The 20,389-nt window shown below is 72.7% G+C and carries 22 protein-coding genes; 7 read left to right on the forward strand and 15 right to left on the reverse strand.

Translation table 11 applies throughout. The features are described 5' to 3' along the window. Window positions 1-4: 4 nt before the first annotated feature. From ACIBMZ_RS07595 to rsmD, 4 genes are all read right to left on the reverse strand, one after another. The gene (locus tag ACIBMZ_RS07595) at window positions 5-568 is read right to left on the reverse strand and encodes a YceD family protein (protein ID WP_396691744.1); all 564 of its coding nucleotides are present in this window, start codon (window positions 566-568) and stop codon (window positions 5-7) included. A 200-nt stretch (window positions 569-768) separates the two neighbouring features. After that, complete coding sequence (locus tag ACIBMZ_RS07600) at window positions 769-1,266, reverse strand: hypothetical protein (protein WP_131054984.1); 498 nt, start codon at window positions 1,264-1,266, stop codon at window positions 769-771. A 202-nt stretch (window positions 1,267-1,468) separates the two neighbouring features. Next, window positions 1,469-1,951, reverse strand: a complete 483-nt coding sequence (gene coaD / locus ACIBMZ_RS07605) for a pantetheine-phosphate adenylyltransferase (RefSeq protein ID WP_396691745.1) — start codon at window positions 1,949-1,951, stop codon at window positions 1,469-1,471. After that, window positions 1,948-2,511 (reverse strand): 16S rRNA (guanine(966)-N(2))-methyltransferase RsmD, encoded by a 564-nt coding sequence (rsmD, locus tag ACIBMZ_RS07610; protein ID WP_396691746.1) that lies wholly within the window; start codon window positions 2,509-2,511, stop codon window positions 1,948-1,950. The genes coaD and rsmD overlap by 4 nt, the downstream gene beginning before the upstream one ends. A gap of 339 nt (window positions 2,512-2,850) precedes the next feature. Here rsmD and ACIBMZ_RS07615 point away from each other — a divergent pair, with 339 nt between their 5' ends. Beyond that, window positions 2,851-4,353, forward strand: coding sequence for a cell wall anchor protein (locus ACIBMZ_RS07615; RefSeq protein WP_396691747.1), 1,503 nt, complete (start codon window positions 2,851-2,853; stop codon window positions 4,351-4,353). 247 nt (window positions 4,354-4,600) lie between these two features. Here ACIBMZ_RS07615 and recG read toward each other — a convergent pair whose 3' ends face one another. Beyond that, a complete protein-coding gene (gene recG, locus ACIBMZ_RS07620; protein WP_396691748.1) occupies window positions 4,601-6,811 on the reverse strand; it encodes an ATP-dependent DNA helicase RecG in 2,211 nt (736 codons plus the stop codon). Beyond that, on the reverse strand, window positions 6,808-8,547 hold the full coding sequence (locus ACIBMZ_RS07625) for a DAK2 domain-containing protein (protein ID WP_396691749.1): 1,740 nt from the start codon (window positions 8,545-8,547) through the stop codon (window positions 6,808-6,810). The genes recG and ACIBMZ_RS07625 overlap by 4 nt, the downstream gene beginning before the upstream one ends. A 278-nt stretch (window positions 8,548-8,825) precedes the next feature. On the opposite strand from ACIBMZ_RS07625, the gene rpmB reads away from it, so the two are divergent. Continuing rightward, a complete protein-coding gene (gene rpmB / locus ACIBMZ_RS07630) occupies window positions 8,826-9,017 on the forward strand; it encodes a 50S ribosomal protein L28 (protein WP_093401721.1) in 192 nt (63 codons plus the stop codon). 152 nt (window positions 9,018-9,169) lie between these two features. Here the strand turns inward: rpmB and ACIBMZ_RS07635 are convergent, their stop codons facing one another. Beyond that, complete coding sequence (locus ACIBMZ_RS07635) at window positions 9,170-9,637, reverse strand: GNAT family N-acetyltransferase (RefSeq protein ID WP_396691750.1); 468 nt, start codon at window positions 9,635-9,637, stop codon at window positions 9,170-9,172. 41 nt (window positions 9,638-9,678) lie between these two features. Then, on the reverse strand, window positions 9,679-10,617 hold the full coding sequence (locus tag ACIBMZ_RS07640; protein WP_396691751.1) for a thiamine-phosphate kinase: 939 nt from the start codon (window positions 10,615-10,617) through the stop codon (window positions 9,679-9,681). Between the two features lie 166 nt (window positions 10,618-10,783). Here ACIBMZ_RS07640 and ACIBMZ_RS07645 point away from each other — a divergent pair, with 166 nt between their 5' ends. Both ACIBMZ_RS07645 and ACIBMZ_RS07650 read left to right on the forward strand, forming a co-directional pair. Further along, window positions 10,784-11,017 (forward strand): Lrp/AsnC ligand binding domain-containing protein, encoded by a 234-nt coding sequence (locus ACIBMZ_RS07645; RefSeq protein WP_088646044.1) that lies wholly within the window; start codon window positions 10,784-10,786, stop codon window positions 11,015-11,017. Further along, the gene (locus ACIBMZ_RS07650; RefSeq protein ID WP_396691752.1) at window positions 11,018-11,638 is read left to right on the forward strand and encodes a DUF3515 domain-containing protein; all 621 of its coding nucleotides are present in this window, start codon (window positions 11,018-11,020) and stop codon (window positions 11,636-11,638) included. Window positions 11,639-11,694: 56 nt separating this feature from the next. Here ACIBMZ_RS07650 and ACIBMZ_RS07655 read toward each other — a convergent pair whose 3' ends face one another. Then, on the reverse strand, window positions 11,695-12,801 hold the full coding sequence (locus ACIBMZ_RS07655; protein ID WP_396691753.1) for a D-alanine--D-alanine ligase family protein: 1,107 nt from the start codon (window positions 12,799-12,801) through the stop codon (window positions 11,695-11,697). 145 nt (window positions 12,802-12,946) lie between these two features. After that, window positions 12,947-13,183 carry a hypothetical protein gene (locus ACIBMZ_RS07660; RefSeq protein ID WP_350693618.1) on the reverse strand — a complete coding sequence of 79 codons (237 nt, stop codon included), beginning with the start codon at window positions 13,181-13,183 and terminating at the stop codon, window positions 12,947-12,949. Between the two features lie 275 nt (window positions 13,184-13,458). Between ACIBMZ_RS07660 and ACIBMZ_RS07665 the strand changes: the two genes are divergently transcribed. The 3 genes from ACIBMZ_RS07665 to ACIBMZ_RS07675 all read left to right on the forward strand — a co-directional run bounded on the left by ACIBMZ_RS07665 (window position 13,459) and on the right by ACIBMZ_RS07675 (window position 15,247). Beyond that, the gene (locus ACIBMZ_RS07665; protein WP_396691754.1) at window positions 13,459-14,304 is read left to right on the forward strand and encodes a helix-turn-helix domain-containing protein; all 846 of its coding nucleotides are present in this window, start codon (window positions 13,459-13,461) and stop codon (window positions 14,302-14,304) included. A 4-nt stretch (window positions 14,305-14,308) separates the two neighbouring features. Continuing rightward, the gene (locus ACIBMZ_RS07670) at window positions 14,309-14,509 is read left to right on the forward strand and encodes a DUF397 domain-containing protein (protein ID WP_396691755.1); all 201 of its coding nucleotides are present in this window, start codon (window positions 14,309-14,311) and stop codon (window positions 14,507-14,509) included. Window positions 14,510-14,671: 162 nt separating this feature from the next. Continuing rightward, on the forward strand, window positions 14,672-15,247 hold the full coding sequence (locus ACIBMZ_RS07675; RefSeq protein WP_396691756.1) for a hypothetical protein: 576 nt from the start codon (window positions 14,672-14,674) through the stop codon (window positions 15,245-15,247). A gap of 36 nt (window positions 15,248-15,283) precedes the next feature. Here ACIBMZ_RS07675 and ACIBMZ_RS07680 read toward each other — a convergent pair whose 3' ends face one another. The 5 genes from ACIBMZ_RS07680 to ACIBMZ_RS07700 all read right to left on the reverse strand — a co-directional run bounded on the left by ACIBMZ_RS07680 (window position 15,284) and on the right by ACIBMZ_RS07700 (window position 20,325). Further along, window positions 15,284-16,336 (reverse strand): ROK family protein, encoded by a 1,053-nt coding sequence (locus tag ACIBMZ_RS07680; protein ID WP_396691757.1) that lies wholly within the window; start codon window positions 16,334-16,336, stop codon window positions 15,284-15,286. 38 nt (window positions 16,337-16,374) lie between these two features. Continuing rightward, complete coding sequence (locus tag ACIBMZ_RS07685) at window positions 16,375-17,226, reverse strand: putative protein N(5)-glutamine methyltransferase (protein WP_396691758.1); 852 nt, start codon at window positions 17,224-17,226, stop codon at window positions 16,375-16,377. Next, window positions 17,226-18,383, reverse strand: coding sequence for a cystathionine gamma-lyase (locus tag ACIBMZ_RS07690; protein WP_396691759.1), 1,158 nt, complete (start codon window positions 18,381-18,383; stop codon window positions 17,226-17,228). The genes ACIBMZ_RS07685 and ACIBMZ_RS07690 overlap by 1 nt, the downstream gene beginning before the upstream one ends. Before the next feature lie 5 nt (window positions 18,384-18,388). Then, complete coding sequence (locus ACIBMZ_RS07695) at window positions 18,389-19,387, reverse strand: NAD(P)H-dependent glycerol-3-phosphate dehydrogenase (RefSeq protein WP_396691760.1); 999 nt, start codon at window positions 19,385-19,387, stop codon at window positions 18,389-18,391. Between the two features lie 206 nt (window positions 19,388-19,593). Beyond that, on the reverse strand, window positions 19,594-20,325 hold the full coding sequence (locus ACIBMZ_RS07700; RefSeq protein ID WP_396691761.1) for a lysophospholipid acyltransferase family protein: 732 nt from the start codon (window positions 20,323-20,325) through the stop codon (window positions 19,594-19,596). Between the last annotated feature and the right edge of the window lie 64 nt (window positions 20,326-20,389).

The following is a 20,389-nucleotide window of genomic DNA, read 5'->3' on the forward strand; positions in this document are numbered from 1 at the left end:
GTTCTTACTCCTCTGTACGGGTCAGTTGCGACAGGCCCGCCCAACGCGGGTCGATCTGCTGGTGGCTGTGATCGGCCGGCAGATCGTCCAGGTGCACCCCACAGTCGGGGCACAGGCCCGGGCAGTCCTGGCGGCAGAGCGGGTTGGTCGGCAGCGCGAGCACCACCGCGTCCCGCACCGCCGGTTCCAGGTCGATCAGATCTCCCTGCATCCGGCCGACCTCGTCATCCTCGGTGGTGACGTCCGTGGTGCTGTTCTCGTACGCGTACAGCTCCTGGATCGTCACCGACACCGAGTCGTTGATCTCGCGCAGGCAGCGCCCGCACTCGCCCCGGACCGGACCGCTGACGGTCCCCGAGACGAGCACGCCCTCGGACACCGACTCCGTCCGCAGATCGAGGTCGAGGTCCGCGCCCTCCGGCACGCCGATCAACTCCACGCCGAGGTCCGCCGGTGCCGGGACCACCCGTTTGACGGTACGCAACGCACCAGGCCGGCGCGGTAGCTCCCTCGTGTCGAGGACCAGCGGCGACCTGGGGTCGAGTGAAATGGGTGAATTCTTGGGCATAGTCAGACTCCGGCCGGTGAGAGGCCGACAAACGAGGTTACCTGCACCGGCGGCCCACCGTCGAACCGGGGCCGGCCTGGGCTACCCCGGCGTCGGCGGGATGCCATCGGCGGCACCGGCCGGGACGGGCTGGCCGCCGGGCCGCGTCGGCGACAGGCTCGGCGGCGGTACGCCCGCACCGGCGGGTACCGACCGTGGGGTCAGAAGGGCAGTGGGCGCTCCGCCTCGTCACCGCCGAAGGTGCCGATCTCGCGCAGCGCGTGCATCTTGTCCCGGCCGCGTTCGATGGAGGCCAGCGCCCGGGTGAGGAACTGCTCGAAGTTGGCCAGGGCGGTGTCGACGTAGTCGTCGACCTCCTCGCGCAGGCGCTGCGCCTCGGCACGCGCCTCGGCGATGATCCGGGCACCCTCGTGCTCGGCGGAGACCGTGATCTCGTTCACCGAGACCAGGCGGGCGTGTTCCGCCTCACCCTCGCTGATGATCCGGTCCGCCTCCCGCTTGCCCGCCTCCATGATCTTGTCCCGCTCCTCCAGCAGGGCAGCGGCGCGACGCAGGTCGGCGGGCAGCTCGGCACGCAGCTCGTCCAGGGCCGCGATCATCTCGCCCCGATCGACCATGCAGTTGTTGCGCGACATGGGCACGGAGCGCGCCTGCTCCACCATGGCGATCATTTCGTCGATGCGGTCGAGCGGGTCCACCGGTACCTCACTCCTGTCGTTCGTCGGGCCGACCTACATCATGCGGGCTGCGGCCAAGTTCCCGCTTCATCCAATGATGTCGTCCCGGCACCCGCACGACACCCCACCCCCTCTCCCGGCGCGTCGCGCGCGACCCCGTCCGGCACCCGTGTCCCGGGTGGCGCGCGACGCCGAGGGCCGCCGGGTTCTCGGCGGGTACGCGTCAGGTTGGCGGGGTCAGGCGGGCCTTCAACGCCTCACGGACCAGGTCGGGGACGTGCGGGCTGACGTCGCCGCCCCACTTGGCCACGTCCTTGACCAGGCTGGAGGAGAGGAAGGAGTAGAGCGGGTTGGTCGGCATGAACAACGTCTCGACCCCGGCGAGGCCGATGTTCATCTGGGCCATCTGCAACTCGTAGTCGAAGTCGCTGACCGCCCGGATGCCCTTGATCAACACCGTCGCCCGCTGGGTCCGGCAGAAGTCCACCAGCAGCCCGCGGAACGACTCCACGCGCACGTTGTCGTAGGAGGCGGTCACCTCGCGGAGCATCTCGATCCGCTCCTCGACAGTGAACACGCCCGTTTTCGACTGGTTGATGAGCACACCGACGATCACCTCGTCGAACAGCCGGCTGGCCCGACCGATGATGTCGAGGTGACCGTTGGTGACCGGGTCGAACGAGCCGGGACACACCGCACGTCTCATGATCGGCGACCGTACCAAAGGGTGGTCTCGCCGTACCGGCGACTGCGCAGGCCAGTGACGCCCTCCACCCACTCGACCGGGTTGCCGCGACTGGAGCGCTCGACCACCAGCAGGGCGTCCGGCGCGAGCCAGCCGCCGTCGACCAGACCGGCGAGCATCGCGGTGACGCCGTCGTCCGGCAGCGCGTACGGTGGGTCGGCGAAGACCACGTCGTACGGGTCGCCCTCCGGCCCGCCGGCCAGCACGGTGGCGACCTTACCGGCGACCAGTCGCGCCGCGGGCCCGGCCCGCAGCACCGCGATGTTCTCCCGGATCACCCGCGCGGCACGCGCGTCCGACTCGACCAGCAACACGTGGGCGGCACCCCGGGACAGCGCCTCCAGGCCGACCGCGCCGGAACCGGCGTACAGGTCGGCGAAGCGCACCCCGTCCAGGTCGACCTCCGCCTGCACCGCGCTGAACAGCGCCTCCCGTACCCGGTCCGAGGTCGGCCGGGTGCCGGCACCCGGCGGCGCGGCGATCCGCCGGCCACCGAGGCTCCCGGCCACGATCCGGGTCACCCTTCGCTCCTGCTCATGCCCCTGACGCTACGCGAGGACGCGATGACCGTGGCGACGAGTACGCGGCTCTGGACACCCGTCGACCGTCCGATCCGGACGCGAACAGCCCTCGATCCATCACCCGCCGTATATCAATGATCTCGCATTCATAACATCATCCTTAGCCCCCGCTGAGGACTGTCCCGTTCCACACGATCTCGCTAGGGTCTGCCCCGGTGCCGGCCACATATCATCGCCGGCCATCGACACGGGTGGCACCTTCCTCCGGCGCGGCAGCCTCCGCCGGCGCCGTCCGTCCACCTGTGCCGACCCCGACGCTTCTTCACCCCGGGAGTACGCGTGATCCGACCCAAGCTGTCGCTCCGGCGACCGCTGGCTGTCCTGGCAGCCGCCCTCATCGGCATGACCGGAGCAGCGGCTGTGGCCACCCCGGCCGCCGCCCACCACACCACCATCACCGCCACCGCCGTCTGCGACCAGCTCAGTGGCGAGCGGGTGATCACGTGGAAGGTGGTCAACAGCGAGCGCAGGACCGCCGCCACCATCAAGAAGGTGACGGCCTCCCCCTCGACGAAGGTCCAGGTGCTCGTGCCGGGCGCCGAGGCCGTCGACCTGCAGGGCGTGGCGATCCCGCGAGGCGGCTTCGTCGAGGCCGTGCAGCGGGTGCCGGGCGACACCGCGACCGCCGAGCTCGTCGTCGAGGGCCGCTGGGACAACCGGCGGGAGCAGACCAACAAGGGCAGCATCAACCTGGCCGCCGACGCTGCGTGCGCCCCCGCGCCCAAGTGCGTCGCCGCCAGCGACGCCAAGTACAGCCACACGTTCGACGGCCCCAAGGGCACCGCGACCGTGAAGCTGGAGGGCGACCTGCCGCTCTGCGGTGACGCGAAGCAGTACTTCACGCTGGTGTCGTACTTCGCGCCGCGCCCGCAGTTCGCCACCCCGCAGTACGTCTACGGCACGCCGGCCAGCGACTTCCTCGGCGGCACCCAGACCGAGATCGAACTGAACGTCGGTGTCCCGGAGTGCCACACCCAGGTCGACCTGATCTGGGGCGGCCTGGACGAGGTCATCGACCCGCTGGTCGAGAACGGCAAGCGCTACGGCAACAAGAAGCTCGGCGAGAAGGGTGCCCCCGGCAACCGCTCGTCCGGCCCGCCCGGCTGGTACAACGGCGGCAACAAGAACTGCACCACCCCGGCCTCCACCTTCGCCTCGTCCTGCGACGGCACGGTGACCGTCTCGCTGAGCAACGACGGTTCGCTCTCCCGCTACGCCGTCGAGTTCGAGGTACGCGGCGAGAACGGCTGGTCCAAGAAGGTCACCGTCGAGCCGGGCAAGGCCGACAACGAGACCGTGGTGCCCGCCGAGAACGCCGGCAAGATCGAGGTCCTCGTCGACGGTGCGGTCATCGAGGGCGGCACCTACACGTGGCAGCGCCCCGAGGACTGCCCGCTGCCGACCGTCACCACCGACGCCGACTGCGAGACCTTCGCGCTGACCGCCTCGAACCCGGAGGGTGGCGTGCCGGTCAAGGTGGAGTTCACCTACGGCGACAAGACCGAGACCCGGACCGTCGCGCCGGGCACCTCGGAGAAGGTCACCTTCAAGGCCGGTGACGAGGAGACCGCGCTGGTCGTCCTGCCCGAACTCGACCTGGAGCTCGAGGTCGTCTACGCCCCCGAGGACTGCGGCGGTGGCGGTGGCGGCGAGGAGCCCCCGGGCCTGCCGGTGACCGGTGCGGCGGCCGGCGGCATCGCCGCGGGCGCGATCGCCCTGCTGGCGGTCGGCGCGGTGCTGTTCGTGATGGCCCGGCGGCGTCGGATCCACTTCACCGCCTGAGCCGAGTCTGAGGGGCCCCTCCCGCGACTGAGGCGGGACCCCGACGAGGTGTGAGTCCCGAGGGCGCGTCGACCACCCGGTCGGCGCGCCCTCGGCGTAGGCGCCCCTGCCCGGTCCCGGCACACGTCGCGGCCCGGTGATCGTGCTCGATCCAGGATCGAGTGCTTTCCAGCCGCGCCGAGGCCACTCGATCCCTGATCGAGCGTGATCAGCGCAGGCGTTCGGCGCGGGCGTGCAGCGCGGGAGTTCAGCCCTTTTCGAGGTACTCGGCGCGGTCCTCGTCGACCAGGGCGGCGACCGACGCGGCCAGGGCCGGGTGCCGGGCCAGGTCGGGGTCCTCCTCGACCATCTCGATCGCCTCCGTCCGCGCGTCCCGGATCAGGTCCGCGTCACGCAGCAGCGACAACAGCCGCAGGTGCGAACGGCGGCCGGACTGCGTCGCGCCCAGCACGTCGCCCTCCCGCCGCTGCTCCAGGTCGAGTTCCGCGAGCTTGAAACCGTCCGTGGTCGAGGCGACCGCGTCCAACCGCTCCCGGGCGCTGCTGCCCTCGGTCGCCTCGCTGACCAGCAGGCAGAGCCCGGGTGCGCTGCCCCGGCCCACCCGTCCCCGGAGCTGGTGCAACTGGGAGACGCCGAACCGGTCAGCGTCCAGCACCACCATCATCGTCGCGTTGGGCACGTTCACCCCGACCTCGACCACGGTCGTGGCCACCAGGACGTCCAGCTCCCCGGCGGCGAAGGACCGCATCACCGCGTCCTTCTCGTCGGCGGGCAGTCGACCGTGCAGGACGCCGATGCGTACCCCGTGCAGTGGTCCCTCGGCCAGCAGCGGGGCGACCTCGGTCACCGCCAGCGGCGGACGGCGGCCGTTGTCGTCCAACTCCGGCGGCTCCTCCTCGCCGCCGGACTTCGCGTCCGCCTCCCCGATCCGCGGACACACCACGTACGCCTGATGCCCCTTGCCGACCTCCTCGCGCAGTCGGCGCCAGGCCCGGTCGAGGAAGGCGGGCTTCTCGGCGGCCGGCACCACGTGCGAGGCGATCGGCGAGCGGCCCTGCGGTAGCTGGGACAGCGTGGAGATCTCCAGGTCGCCGTAGACCGTCATGGCCACCGTCCGGGGGATCGGCGTGGCGGTCATCACCAGCACGTGCGGCGGTTGGTCGGCCTTGGCCCGCAGCGCGTCCCGCTGCTCGACGCCGAACCGGTGCTGCTCGTCGACCACCACCAGGCCCAGGTCGGCGAAGTCGACACCCTCGTAGAGCAGGGCGTGGGTGCCGAGCACGATGCCCGCCGCCCCGCTGGCGACCTCGGCCAGCGCCCGCCGTCGCGCCGCCGCGCCCAGCGAGCCGGTGACCAGTTCCACCCGGGTGGCGTGCTCGGCGGCACCGAGCTGACCCGCCTGCGCCAGCGGGCCGAGCAGGTCGAGCATGCCCCGGTGGTGCTGGGCGGCGAGCACCTCCGTCGGGGCCAGCAGCGCGGCCTGTCCACCGGCGTCCACCACCTGGAGCATGGCCCGCAGCGCCACCACCGTCTTGCCGGAACCGACCTCGCCCTGCAACAGGCGGTGCATCGGGTGGTTCGTCGCCAGGTCGGCCGCGATCTCCACGCCGACGTCGCGCTGACCACCGGTGAGGTCGTACGGCAGCCGGGCGTCGAACGCGTCGAGCAGCCCGCCCTGCCGCGCCGGGCGGGACCGGGCCGGCCAGGCGGCGGCCTGCTGCTTGCGGCGTACCAGGGTCAACTGCACGGCGAACGCCTCGTCCCACTTCAACCGGCGTCGGGCCCGGTACAGGTCGTCGCGGCTGGACGGCCGGTGGATCTCCCGCAGGGCGGTGCCGAGGCCGATCAGGTTGCGGGTGGCCCGCACGGTGGCGGGCAGCGGGTCCTCCGGCGGCTCGACCGTGTCCAGCACCACCCGTACGCAGCGGGCGATCACCCAGGTCGGTACGGCGGCAGCCGCCGGGTAGACCGGGATCAGCGCACCGGCGAACTCCTCCACCTGCTCGTTGGCCGCGGCCTCCCCGTCGGTCTGGTCGCCGAGCAGCACGTACTCCGGTCCGTTGAGCTGCCGCTTGCCACGGAACTCGGTGACCTTGCCGGCGAACATGCCCCACCGCCCCGGGCGCAGCTCCCGTTCCCGCCACGCCTGGTTGCCGAAGAAGGTGAGGGTGAGCGTGCCGCCGGAACCGTCGCCGACGGTCACCTCCAGCAGGTTGCCCCGGCGCTGGCGCATCGGACGGACCGCGGTGCGCTGCACCTGGGCCAGCACGGTGACCTGCTCGCCGACGTCGAGCGCGCGGATGTCGGTGTGCTCGCCGCGCTCGTCGTACCGGCGCGGGAAGTGGTAGAGCAGGTCCCCGGCGGTGTGCAGGTCGAGGTGACCGGCGAGCGCCTTGGCGGTCCGGTCACCGACGAGCTTCTTGAGCGGCGTGTCCACGGTGGACGCGTCCGAGGTCATTCGACACCTACCAACAGGGGAAAACGCGGCTGTCCGCCCGGATACGTGTGCACCTCCACGAAGGGCCACCGGCCGACGATGTGCGTACGCACCGCCTCGGCCAGCCCGTCCGGCGCGTCCGCGCCGACGAGCAGGGTGACCAGTTCGCCGCCGCCGCCGAGCATCCGGTCGACCAGGGCGACGCTGGTCTCCACCAGATCGGTGCCGATCAGGTGGACCTCCCCCTCGACCAGGGCGAGTACGTCACCGGCCCGGCACGGACCGGCGACGGTGAGCGCGTCCCGTCCGGCCCGGCACACCTCCGCGTGCCGGCAGGCCCCGGCGGCCTCGGCCATCGCGATCACGTCGTCCTCGAAGCGACGGGCCGGGTCACGGACGGCGAGCGCGGCGAGCGCCTGCACCGGCGACCGGGTGGGCACCACGCTGACCTTCACGCCCGACCGGTGCGCCTGGACGGCGACCTGGTTCGCCACCGCCTGCGCGTTCGGGTCGTTGGGCAGCACCACGACCCGCGCCGCCCCGGTCGCCCGGACCGCGTCGAGCAGTTCGCCGGTCGACGGGTTGCCGGGCACCACCACCGCCCCCTCCCCGGCCAGCAGCTCGGCGATGCCCGGTCCGGTGGCCACCACCACGGCACCCCGACCGTCCGGCGCCGGGCCCGGCGCGGCTGCCCGGACCGCGTCGTGCGCCGAGACCGGTTCGGCGGCCAGGGTCGCGCCGGGGGTCGAGGTCGAGGCCGCGCCGGGCACCGGGGTGTGGTCGAGGGCTGGGGCGGCGGCGGAGGCCGGGGTCGCCTCGGGGGCCCGTTGGTCGGCGAAGCGGGTCACCGAGATCTGATATGGGCGACCGGCCACCACGCCCGCCTCGATCGCCGCCCCGATGTCGTCGACGTGCACGTGCACCTGCCAGGTGCCACCGGTTGGGCTGCCGTCCCCCACCACCACCAGCGAGTCGCCGAGCGCGGCCAACTCGGCGCGCATCCGGCGGACCGCCTCGGGCTCGGCGTCGAGGAGGAACTGCACCTCGTAGGCGTACCCGGTGGACGTGCTCTCCCCTGCGGCGACCGACGGCACCGGCCGGGCGGTCGGCGTGCCCGCCACCGGGCGCTCCCCGGTGACCACCTCGACCAACGCGTCCAACAGCAGGCAGAGCCCCCGCCCACCGGCGTCGACCACTCCGGCGCGGGCCAGCGCCGGCAGTTGCTCGGGCGTACGCGCCAGGGCCGTCGCCGCGCCGGACGCGGCGGCCCGCGTCACCCGGGGCAGCTCGCCGTCGGCGGCCCGCTCGGCCGCGTCGGCGGCGGCGGACGCCACGGTCAGCAGGGTGCCCTCCGCCGGCCGGGCCACCGCCGCGTACGCCGCGTCGCTCGCCGCGCGCAGGGCGACGGCCAGCTCCCGGCCGCGCACCTCAGGGACGGGGCCCAGCGCGTCGGCGAGGCCGCGCAGGATCTGCGACAGGATCACGCCGGAGTTGCCCCGGGCCCCGAGCAGGGCGCCCCGGGCCAGCAACCGCAGGGCGTGCCCGTGCGCGGTCGAGGTGCCGTCCGCACCGGTGTCGAGGTCCATCGTCAGGGCCTGCTGGGCCGAGGTGAGGGTGAGCACCAGGTTGGTGCCGGTGTCACCGTCGGGCACCGGATAGACGTTCAGGTCGTCGATCTCCCGCTGGTGCCGCTTGAGCGTGGCCAGCCCGCTGGCACACCAGCGGCGCACGGCGGCGGCATCGAGGGTGTCCAGCACGGTGGAAGCCTACTGGCGTAGGCTGACAGTCGCCGGGCGTGTCACGTCGCGGTCGGGATCTCCGTGCCACTCGGCCGGACCCACCCGCACCGTCGGGCCGCCGCCCTGCGGGCGAGTCTGCCGGATCCCGGCGGGCCGCTCCCGACGCCGTCGAGGGCGGCCGACGGTGCCCGCCGGGGGCGATTGGGCAGCCCGATCAACCATCGGGTACCCTGGCCAGGTTGCCCGGGCAGCACCTGCCGGCGACCTCATGAACGTTTCAAACCCAGGAGTATCCCGTGGCTAGCGTGTGCGACGTCTGTGGCAAGGGACCGGGCTTCGGCCACAACGTGTCCCACTCGCACCGGCGGACCAACCGCCGCTGGAACCCGAACATCCAGTCGGTGCGTACCCCCGCCGGTGGCGGCACGACCAAGAAGCTGAAGGTCTGCACGTCCTGCATCAAGGCGGGCAAGGTCGCCCGCGCCTGACGCGGGATCACACTGTCGTTCGATGCCGGTGGGCCGATGGCCCACCGGCATCGTCGTGTCCGCGCCCGGAAGACGCGCGTCGCTCGGTGTAAGGAAGGGTCCCCTGCTATACACCAGGCGTTAGCAGGGGACCCTTCCTTACACAGCAACCGTCAGAGTGTGCGGCCGAACGACAGGCAGCCGGGCGCGTCGGCGTAGAACCCGAAGTTGGGGATCCGCTCGTAGCCGGCACCGGTGTACATCGCGATCGCCTCGGGCTGCCGATCGCCGCACTCCAGGATGAGCCGCTTGCGGCCGTGCTCGCGGGCCGAGCGCTCGATGGCCGCGAGCACCGTCCGGGCCACCCCTCGACCACGGGCCTGCGGCGCGGTGTACATCCGCTTCAACTCGGCGGTGTCGCCCTGGTCGCCGTGGCTGCGCCAGCCGCCGCAGCCGACCGGCTGCCCGTCCAGGTGAGCGACCAGGAACGCCCCGGCCGGAGGGACGAACTCGGCGGGGTCGACCGGGGTCTCGTCGCCGCTGCCGCCGTACCGGGCGCCCAGGTCGGCCAGCGCGGCGGTGATCAACCGTTGCGCGACCGGGGAGTCGAAGGGCACCACGTGGATCTCGATCTGCTGCACAGGTAAAGGGTACGACCCCTCCTGCCCCTTACCGGGCGGGGTCACCGGAAGTGATCCCAGCCGCCCGGACCGTCGAACGGCCGCCCGTCCACGGTCACCCCGGAACCCTCCCCCACCAGGCCGACCACCCGCCACTCGGCGGGCAGCGCCGTGGTCGGCGGGAAGGTCGCCACCAGGGCGTGATCGTCACCACCGGCCAGCAACCAGGCGTACGGGTCGACGCCGAGCGCCTGGGCAGCGTCCCGCATCTGCGGCGGCACCTCGAAGGCGTCCCGGGTGAGGTCGACACTCACCCCGCTGGCCCTCGCCACGTGCCCGAGGTCGGCGAGCAACCCGTCCGAGACGTCGATCATCGCGGTGGCGCCGAGCCGGGCGGCCTGCGGTCCGGCCGGATAGGGCACCTCCGGCCGCCGGTACGCCTCGACGAGCAGCCGGGGCGTCCGGAACCCTCGGGAGAGCACGGTGAACCCGGCCGCCGCGTACCCGGTGCGGCCGGCCAGGGCGACGACGTCCCCGGACCGCGCGCCGCCCCGGGTCACCGGGGCACGGCCGCCCAGGTCGCCGAGGGCGGTGACCGCGATGGTCAGGGTGGGGCTGGCCGACATGTCCCCGCCCACCACGCTGGCGCCGACCTCGGCCGCCTCGGCACCGAGCCCGTCGGCGAGCTGCTCGACCCAGCCGGTGTCCGCGTCGGCGGGTACGCAGAGCGCCACCAGCAGCGCGGTAGGGTCGGCGCCCATCGCCACCACGTCCGCGAGGTTCGCCGCCGCCGCCCGGCGCCCGATGTCGTACGCGCCGGACCAGTCCCGGCGGAAGTGCCGCCCCTCCACCAGGACGTCCGTGGAGGCGACCACCCGGGCGTCGGGCGCGGCGACCACCGCCGCGTCGTCACCGGGGCCGAGCAGCACCGTGTCGCCGTACGACAGGCGGGAGGTCACCCGGTCGATCAGTCCGAACTCGCCGACACCCGCCACGCTCACGCCACTGCTCCGTCACGCCCCGTGCCGACACGGGACGTCGTCGCGTGGAGCCGCTCCGCTCGCTCGCTCACTGCTTCTCCTTGGCCACCGATAGGGATCACCCCTGGTCCGTAAGGTACTTTCTCCCTTCGGGCCGCTTGACGGCGGCGACGGAGGGAGGTCGAGCGTGGTACAGGCGTACATCCTCATCCAGACAGAGGTCGGTCGGGCACGTGACGTGGCCGGTCTCATCGCGGATCTCGCCGGTGTGGTCCGGGTCGACGCCGTCACCGGGCCGTACGACGTGGTCGTGCTCACCGAGGCCAACACCGTCGATGAGCTGGGCAAGCTCATCGTCAGCAACGTGCAGATGGTGCCGGGCATCACCCGCACCCTGACCTGTTCGGTGGTGCGACTGTAAGTGGACGAGACCACCGAGAAGGCGGCCGACGGCGACCGCGCCGAGGACGCGGAGAAGCCCGACCGGACCACCCGCTCCGCCGCGCTGATCGCCACCGCCGTGGCGCTGCCGGTGGCGTTGCTGGTGGGCGCGGTCGCCTGGGCCAACCTGCCGTCGAGTGAGCCGACCGCCGCGCCCACGGCGTCGCCGAGCACGGCCGCTCCCCGGTCCACCGCCCCGGTCGAGATGGCCGCCCCGGAGCTGGCCGAACGACCGACCGTGGTGTGTCGTGCCCTGCTCTCACAGTTGCCGGACACCGTCCGTGACCTGCCGCAGCGGCCGGTATCGGCCGGTCCCGAGCAGAACGCCGCGTACGGCGACCCGGCGCTGACGGTGGCCTGCGGCGCCGACCGGCCCGCCCTGGCCCGCGACGCGCACCTCTACCTGGTCAACTCGGTCTGCTGGTATGCGGTGGAGGGCCCGGACGCGACGGAGCTGACCACGGTCGACCGGGAGACGGAGGTGACCCTGCGGGTGCCGCACTTCTACGGCGAGGCGTTGCAGTGGGCCGCCCCGATCTCCGAGACCGTCGTCGAGTCGATCCCGTCGGCCGACACGAAGCCCACCGGCTGCACCGCCTGACCCACCCGTCGGCGGCGGGCCGCCGACGAGGGCGGGCCCCGCCTCGCCGGTGGGACTCAGTACTGCCCGGGTCCCCGGGTGAGCGCGGTGCGGATCAGCCGGTCGACCAGCTTCGGGTACTCCAGGCCGGCCGCCGCCCACATCCGGGGGAACATCGACGTCGGCGTGAAGCCGGGCATCGTGTTGATCTCGTTGAGGTAGACGTCCAGTTCCGGGGTGACGAAGAAGTCGGCCCGGGCCAGTCCGGCGCAGTCCAGCGCGTCGAAGGCCCGGACGGCGTAGTCGCGCACCTCTCGGGTGACCCGGTCGGGCAGGTCGGCGGGGAGGTCGTACTCGCAGGCGGACTCCGCGTCGATGTACTTGGCCTCGAAGTCGTAGAACTCGTAGTCACCGACCACCCGCACCTCGGCGAGCACGGACGCCTCCGGCGTCCCGCCGGCCTCGCCCTCCAGCACGCCGCATTCGATCTCCCGACCGACGATGGCGCCCTCGACCAGCACCTTGTTGTCGATCTCGCGAGCGAAGGCGATCGCCGCCTCCAGGTCGGCCCAGTCGCTGACCTTGCTGACGCCGAACGACGATCCGGCCCGGGAGGGCTTGACGAAGACCGGCAGACCGAGCCGCTCCTTGTCCGCCTCGCTGAGCGTCATCCCGCTGCGCAGCACCGCGTACGGGACGACCGGGATGCCCTCGGCGGCGCAGAGCTTCTTGGTGAACTCCTTGTCCATGGCGGCGGCCGAGGCGAACACCTTCGCCCCGACGTACGGGATGCCGGCCATCTCCAGCATGCCCTGGATGGTGCCGTCCTCGCCGTAGGAGCCGTGCAGCACCGGGAAGACCACGTCCACATCGGCCAGCGCGCGGGTCCCCTCGGCCGGGTCGAGCACCAGCAGGCCGCTGCCGGTCGGGTCGGCGCGCAGCACGACGTCCACACCGGACGCGGCGGTGATCTCCGGCAGCCGACGCGCGGTGATCGCCATCTGGGCGGGGTCGCCGTTGGTCAGCACCCACTGCCCGGCCCGGGTGATGCCCACCGGCACCACCTCGAACTCGTCGGGGTCCAGCGCGGCGAGCACGCTCCCGGCGCTGACACAGGAGATGCCGTGTTCCGGACTGCGGCCGCCGAAGACGATCGCCACGCGGGTCTTGCCTGGGGTGGTCACTGCGGTCACCTTTCCGGGACGCACTGCTGGCGCTCTCCCGGATGACCTTACTGTGGGTGGCGGCGACGGGTGACCGATACCCGGCGGGAACGCGGGATGGCCGCATTCGGTCAACGCATCATATACGGTGCGTTACCGGGCCAGGTCAACCGACCAGTTCCCGCTCGCCGAACGCGTGCCGCCGACCGATGGCGATCACCTTGACCCGCTGACGACCCGCGCGCACCATGCCCAGGGCCATGAACGCGCCGGCGATCCGGTCCGCCGCCTCCCGGCTGCTCGCCCCGACGACCTGACGTCGGCGCTCCGGGGCGACCCGCTCGTTGCGTCCGTCCATCTCGTACGGACGGACGTCGGTCAGGACTACCAGGAAACGTGTCATCGCCGGCCGCCGAGGCGCTCGGCGCACACCCGCTGACCAGTTCGCACGTCGATTCCCTTCCGGTGGCCGACAACTGGCGCGGCACGCGGCGGTCGGGTACGGGGGAATAACCCGACCGCCGCGCGCCCCATCCCCTCCGGTCGCTCACCACCACCGTCGCCACGACAACCGGCGGTGAGGACGCACTAACAGACTGACAGGTCCATGGGCGTGAATGCAACTCTCACCGACGTTCTCTCATGTACAGAGTCCCAAATACGTGCGACCATCGATGCATGGCACCGAAGACCGCTCGCGCTCGCCGGTTGGGCCTCGCGCTGCGCCACCACCGGGAAGCCGCCGGCCTCACGTTGGAGGCCGCGGCCGACGAGATCAACAGCACCCGGAGCACGCTCTCCCGCTACGAGAACGCGCAGACACTGGTCAGCCCCGCCACCGTGCGGGCGCTGCTCACCCTCTACGGCGTCAAGGCCGAGGACGTCGCCGCCGCGGTCGCGCTGGCCAAGGACGCGCGCAAGCCGGGCTGGTGGGTCTCGTACTCGTACCTGCTCGACCGGCGCACCATCGACTTCATCGCGTTGGAGGCCGAGGCCACCGGCATCGCCAACTTCGAGCCGTCGGTGATGCCGGGTCTGTTGCAGACCGCCGACTACATCCGCGCGGTGATGCGGGGCGGACCGCACACGCTCAGCGACAACGACGTCGAGGAGCGGGTCCACCTGCGGCTCGACCGGCAACAGCGGGTCTTCGAGCAGGATCCGCCGATCTTCGACGCGATTCTCGACGAGGCGGCGCTGCTACGCCCGGTCGGCGACGAGTCGGCCATGCAGGGGCAGCTCAACCATCTGCTCAAGATGAGCGATCTGCCGAACATCACGGTGCAGGTGATCCCACTGGTCGCCGGCTACCACCGGGGCACCCGAGGGTCGTTGCACATCCTCGAGTTCGCCGACCCGGAGGACCCGATCATCGCCTCGGTGGAGACCGTCGCCGGCCAGATGATCCTGGATCGGCCCGGTGACCTGCGCACCTGCACCAAGATCATGGAACACCTGCGGACCGTCGCGCTCAGCCCGGCGGACAGCCGCGACCTACTCCTGAAGACCCTGAAGGGACGGTAAGAGGATGACACCGACGACCAACACCGTGGTGGCCGTGGCCGGGTGGCGCAAGAGCAGCCACAGCGGCGACGAGGGAGCCTGCGTGGAGGTGGCGGTCGTGCCCGGGACGGTGGCCGTACGCGACTCCAAGGACCCGGACGGCCCGCTGCTGCACTTCCCGCCGACCGCCTGGACCGCCTTCGCCCAGTCGCCCCCGACCCGCTGAACCGGGTCCGCACCCCCTGAGCCGTACCACCACACCCAGGACCGCTGACCGGGCCGGTAAGGGCACCGCCGGCCCGGTCAGCCCCGGCTCGGATGCCCACATCCTTCCCCGCCGGTGCTACCTTCACGGCCGACGTTGCCGCCCAGCAGCCAGGGGGTCCGTGTGGAGAGAAAGTACGGCGTCCTGATCGCCGTCGTCGTGGCGACGGCCAGTCTCGCCATCGTCGGTTCCCTCGTCGGTTACCACCTGGCCGATCCACGGTCGCCCTCGGTCGAGGCCGGGTCGGACCAGAGCCCGCAGAACGCGACGGACCGCAGCGGCACCCCGGCCCGGGACGCCGAGGACACCCCGCCGGACACCGACCGGCAGACGTACCGGCTGGACCGGCAGATCTACCAGGAGTCGTCGTTTCGCCTCACGCTGACCGGTGCCGAGATCTCCGACGGCACGATGCGGCTCACCTTCCGCTACCGCAACGACTCGCTGCTGCCGTGGCCGTTGACCTGCCCGAGCCGTGAAGACGACTTGAACTCCTCGGCGTTGACGCTCGCCGACGGCCGCACCGTACGCCCCACCGACACCTGGTGTGCCGCGGAACGGGCCGGCGAGAACATCATCGTCGCACCGGGACAGTCGACCGACACGTGGGGCGTCTTCCCGGTCTCCCCCGCCCCCACCGAGCCCTTCTCGCTGAGCTGGTACGACTTCCCGGTCCTCGAAGGCGTCCGACTGGGCTGACCGCCGGCCGGGCTCTCGCCGACCAGCGGAGACGGGTCAGTCGCCGACCAGCGGCAGCGGTGCCGGCAGGTCCCGGGCCGCCTCCAGCGCGGCGAGCGCGACCCCCCGCGCACCGGCCATGTCCCGCTCCGGCACCAGCGCGAACGTGGCCAGTGCGGCCTGCTCCGCGCGGAGCGCGGTGTGCTCGCGTACCGCCGTGAGGAACCAGTCGCGGAACTCCGGAGCCGTCTCCACCACGCCACCACCGATGAAGTACGCGTGCGGATCGGTGAAGTTCGCCGCGATGGTGAACAGCGCGCCGAGCGCCCGCGCCTGCTGCGCGAAGATCTCCCGGGCCAGTTCGTCACCGCGTTCGCCGTACCCGCGTACCAGCTTGGCCGCCCGCGCCGGTGGCTCGTCGGCCAGCGGGTGCCCCGGGAAGCGCGTCAGCCAGTACGGCAACAGGTTGCGCCCGATCGCGGTCAGCGAGGCCACGCTCTCCACGTCACCGGCGAAACCACAGGCGCAGGTCGGCACCGGCTGCTCCGGTCCCAACACAGCGGTCAACGGGATCTGCACGTGCCCCAGCTCACCGGCCATCCCCGCCGCGCCGGACACCACCCGGCCGTTCTCCACCACGCCGCCGCCCAACCCGGTGCCGACGATCGCCGACACCGACGACCGTCGCATCGCGTCGGCACCGAAGTGCACGTGGTGGGCGTAGAGCGCGGCGGCGTTGCCGTCGTTGTGATAGACCACCGGCAGCCCGAGCCGCCGCGCCAACGCGCCGCGCACGTCGTACCCGCGCCAGGCCGGCTGGGAGAAGTTCGTCGACCCCTTCGACGAGATCACCCCGGTGGCGCTGGCCGGTCCCGGCGTGTCCAGCCCGACCGCCCGGACCGACTCGCGGGGCACCCCGGTCCGGTTCAGCACACCGTCGAAGGCCCGCGCCATCGCCGCCACCGCCGCCTCCGGCCCGGCCTGCACCTCGCTGGGCGTCTCCACCAACTCGTCCACCAGGAACCGCCCGTCGAGGGTCAGGACCGTGGTGTTGTTGCTCGTACCCCCGTTGTCGATCCCGACGACCACCGGCACCGCTGCGCCATCCACCCGAAACCCGCCTCCCGCCGTCCGAACCTGACGCGAGGTTAGTTCTCGGTCCGCCGGCCCGCCATGCCCACCGGGCCGTTCCCGCCCCGGTGCCCGGCACAGACCGGTCGGCAGGCGGTCATCGCGGTGGCCCCCAGATCGTCGTCACGGACCACCTCCGGCACCAGCCCCGCCCCGGTCAGCACCGCCCACAGCTCGTCCACCTGGTCCTCGCCCACCTCCACCACCAGGTGCCCACCGGGTGCGAGCCATCGCGAGGCGGAGGTGGCGACCCGGCGCAGCACCGCCAGGCCGTCCGTGCCTCCGTCCAGCGCCACCGGCGCCTCGTACCGACGGGACTCGGGCGGCAGCAACGGCAGCGCGGCCGTCGGCACGTACGGGGCGTTCGCCACCACCAGGTCCAGGGCACCCCGGCAGGCGGCCGGCAACGGCGCGAACAGGTCACCGCAGAGCACCGGCACCGCCAGGTCGGCCAGGTTCCGTCGGGCGCAGGCCACCGCCGCCGGATCCAGGTCGACCGCGGCCACCAGTCGGGGTGCGGCGAGCCGACCGGCCAACACCCGGGTCACCGCGCCGGAACCACAGCACAGCTCCACCACGGCCGCGCCCGGTCCGGTCACCGCCACGGCAGCCGAGACCAGCAGCGCGGTACGCGACCGGGGCACGAATACCCCCGGTCGTACGTCGATCCGCTGGCCGCAGAACTCCGCCCAGCCGAGCACGTACTCCAACGGTTCACCGGCGACCCGCCGGTCGACCAGCCCGGCCAGCGTCTCCGGGCCGTCGGCGCCCTCCACCAGCAGCCGGCTCTCGTCCTCGGCCCAGACACAACCCGCCTCCCGTAGCCGGCGCACCAGGGCATCGCGCTCGGCCGGGGAGACGGGCCCCATCAGGCTGCCGCGTCCAACGCGGCCGTCACGTCGGCGACCAGGTCGACGGTGTCCTCCACCCCGCAGGAGAGCCGGACGAAGCCGGGCGCGGTGTCGTCGCCCCACTGCGCCCGCCGGTCGGCGGTGGTGTGCAGGCCCCCGAACGAGGTCGCCGCCCCGACCAGCCGGGCCGCGTCGAGGAACCGGGCGACCCGGTCGGCGTCGGCCAGGTCGAAGGAGAGCACGCCCGGCATCCGCCGCAGTTGCCGCGACGCCACCGGGTACGCCGGATCGTCCGGCAGCCCCGGCCAGCGCACCCCCGACACGTCAGGCCGGGCCACGAGCAGCCGGGCGATCGCCTCCGCGTTCGCCGTCTGCCGGGCCAGCCGCAGGTCGAGAGTGGCCAGCGACCGGTGGGCCAGCCAGGCGTCGAACGCCCCCGGCACCGCCCCGGTGACCGTCCGCCAGGCGGTGGCCTGCTCCAGCAGCGGTGCGGAGCGGGTGGCGAGGTAGCCGAGCAGCAGATCGGAGTGCCCGGTCAACGCCTTGGTGCCGGAGGCCACCACCAGGTCCGCGCCGAGGTCCAGCGGACGCTGACCGAGCGGCGTGGCGGTGGTGTTGTCCACCGCCAGCAGGGCGCCGGCCGCGTGCACCCGCTCGGCCAGGGCGGGCAGGTCCACCACGTCGAGCCCCGGGTTGGCGGGCGTCTCCACCAGCACCAGGCGTACCCCGGTGAAGTCCGGGTAGGGCCCGGCGGTCGGCGCGAACACCACCCGGACCCCGTTGCCGGCCAGCGTGTCGGTGGCGAAGGCGCGCACCGGGAAGTAGCCGTCGGCGGGCAGCACCACGGTGTCACCGGCCCGCAGCACCGCGAGCAGCAGGCCGGTGATCGCCGCCTGGCCGCTGGCGAAGACCCGGCAGCCACCGCCCTCCAGTTCGCCGATGGCCGTCTCCAGCAGTCGGCGGGTCGGGTTGTCGGGCCGCCCGTAGCCGTTCGGCGCCGCCGCCGGTCCCTGCCGGGGATCCAGGTGGTACGGCGCGGCGAAGACCGGCCCGGGCAGGAAGGGCGCGCCCGGCGTCGGCTCGGGCAGTCCCGCGTGTACGCACCGGGTGCCGTCACCGGCCGACCCGAACGTCCCGGCGTACTCCTCGGGGGACAACGAATGCGTCTCGTCCACGCGACTCACTCCGGCTTGGTGGTGCGGCTCATCAGCGCCCGGACCGCGCGCCGCGGGTCGACGCCCTCGTGGCAGACCAGCTCGACCTGTTCGGTGATCGGCATCTCCACGCCGTGCGCACGGGCCAGGTCCCGGATCGCCAGCGCGCTCTTCACACCCTCGGCGGTCTGCCGGGTCGCCACCCGCGCCTCCTCCAGCGTCGCACCCCGACCCAGGTGCTCGCCGAAGGTGCGGTTGCGGGCCGACGGGGACGAGCAGGAGGCGACCAGGTCACCCATGCCAGCCAGGCCGGCGAAGGTGAGCGGGTCGGCACCGAGGGCCACCCCGAGCCGGGCCGTCTCGGCCAGTCCCCGGGTGACCAGCATCGCCCGGGTGTTGTGACCGAACCCCATGGCGGTGGCGATGCCGTACGCCAGCGCGATCACGTTCTTCACCGCCCCGCCCAGCTCACAGCCGACCACGTCGTCGTTGGTGTACGGCCGGAAGTACGGCGTGGTGATCGAGTGCTGCACCTGGGCGGCGCGGTCGGCGTCGGTGCCGGCGACCACGGTGGCGGCCGGCTGCTCGGCCGCGATCTCCGGGGCCAGGTTGGGCCCGGAGACCACCACCACGCGGTCCGCCGCCACCCCGGCGGTCTCCACGATGACCTCGCTCATCCGCTTGGTGGTGCCGAGCTCGATGCCCTTCATCAGCGAGACCAGGGTGGCGTCGGGGTGCAGGTGACCGACCCACTCGGCCAGGTTGCCGCGCAGCGTCTGCGACGGCACCGCCAGCACCACCATCTCGGCGCCCTCGATCGCCTCGGCGGCGTCACCGGTGCCGGTGACCCGCTGCGGCAGCACCATCCCGGGCAGGTACTCCGGATTGCACCGCTCGTCCCGCAGGACGTCGGCGATGGACTGCCGCCGCGCCCAGATCGTGACGTCCCGCCCGGCGTCACCGAGGATCTTGGCGAACGCCGTGCCCCACGACCCGGCCCCCAGCACCGCCACATGCCCGCTCATGCCGGCACTCCGCTCCGCTGCGTGCCGCCACGAGACACCACCGCACCACACCGATGATTCACTCGCTCACGCTCGCTCATGCCGGCACTCCGCTCCGCTGCGTGCCGCCACGAGACACCAACGCCCTGCAATGACGATTCACTCGCTCACGCTCGCTCATGCCGGCACTCCGCTCCGCTGCGTGCCGCCACGAGGCAGACGCTCGCTCATGACGTCGCCTCGGGGCGGTCGGTGTTGGCACGGGAGGCGCGCTGCCACAGCGGCGGAGGTGTGCCGCCCCGGATCTCGGCGAGCAGGTCCCGCACCCGCAGCATGATCACGTCGGTCATCTCCTCCAGCACCGCCCGGCTCGGCGCGGCCCCGGCCCAGCGGCTCAGGTCGACCGGTGGCCCGGCCACCACGGTCACCGGGATGCGGGGACGCGGGTTGAGCCGGGCCCGGCGCGGATCGAATATCTGCTCGGGCCCCCACATCGCCACCGGCACGACCGGGGCACCGGTGGTCAGCGCCAACCGGGCCGCGCCGGTCTTGCCCTTCATCGGCCACAGGTCCGGCTCCCGGCTGGTCGTACCCTCCGGGTAGATGATCACCGCCGCGCCCTCGTTCAGCGCCTTGACCAGGGCTTCCAGCGACTTGGCCGCGTCGACCGAGCCACGCTCCACCGGGATCTGGCGGCACCGGTGCAGGATCCAGCCGACCACCGGGACCTTGAAGACGCTCGCCTTGCCGAGGAACTGCGGCCACCGGCCGGCGTCGTAGACGAAGTGCGCCGACACCAGCGGATCGGCGTGCGAGATGTGGTTCGCCACGATGATCACCGGACCGTCCTGCGGCAGGTGCTCCATGCCCCGCCAGGTACGCCGGGTCCAGACGGTCATCACCGGCTTGACCAGCACCACGGCGAACCTCCGCCAGAACCCCAGCCTGCGCCGACCCACCGTGCCTCCTCGTGCCCACCCCGACCCGCCCACCGGAGAGATCCGGTGACGCCCGCAGCCGAAA

The organism is Micromonospora sp. NPDC049900, assembly GCF_044461025.1.
GTDB lineage: Bacteria > Actinomycetota > Actinomycetes > Mycobacteriales > Micromonosporaceae > Micromonospora.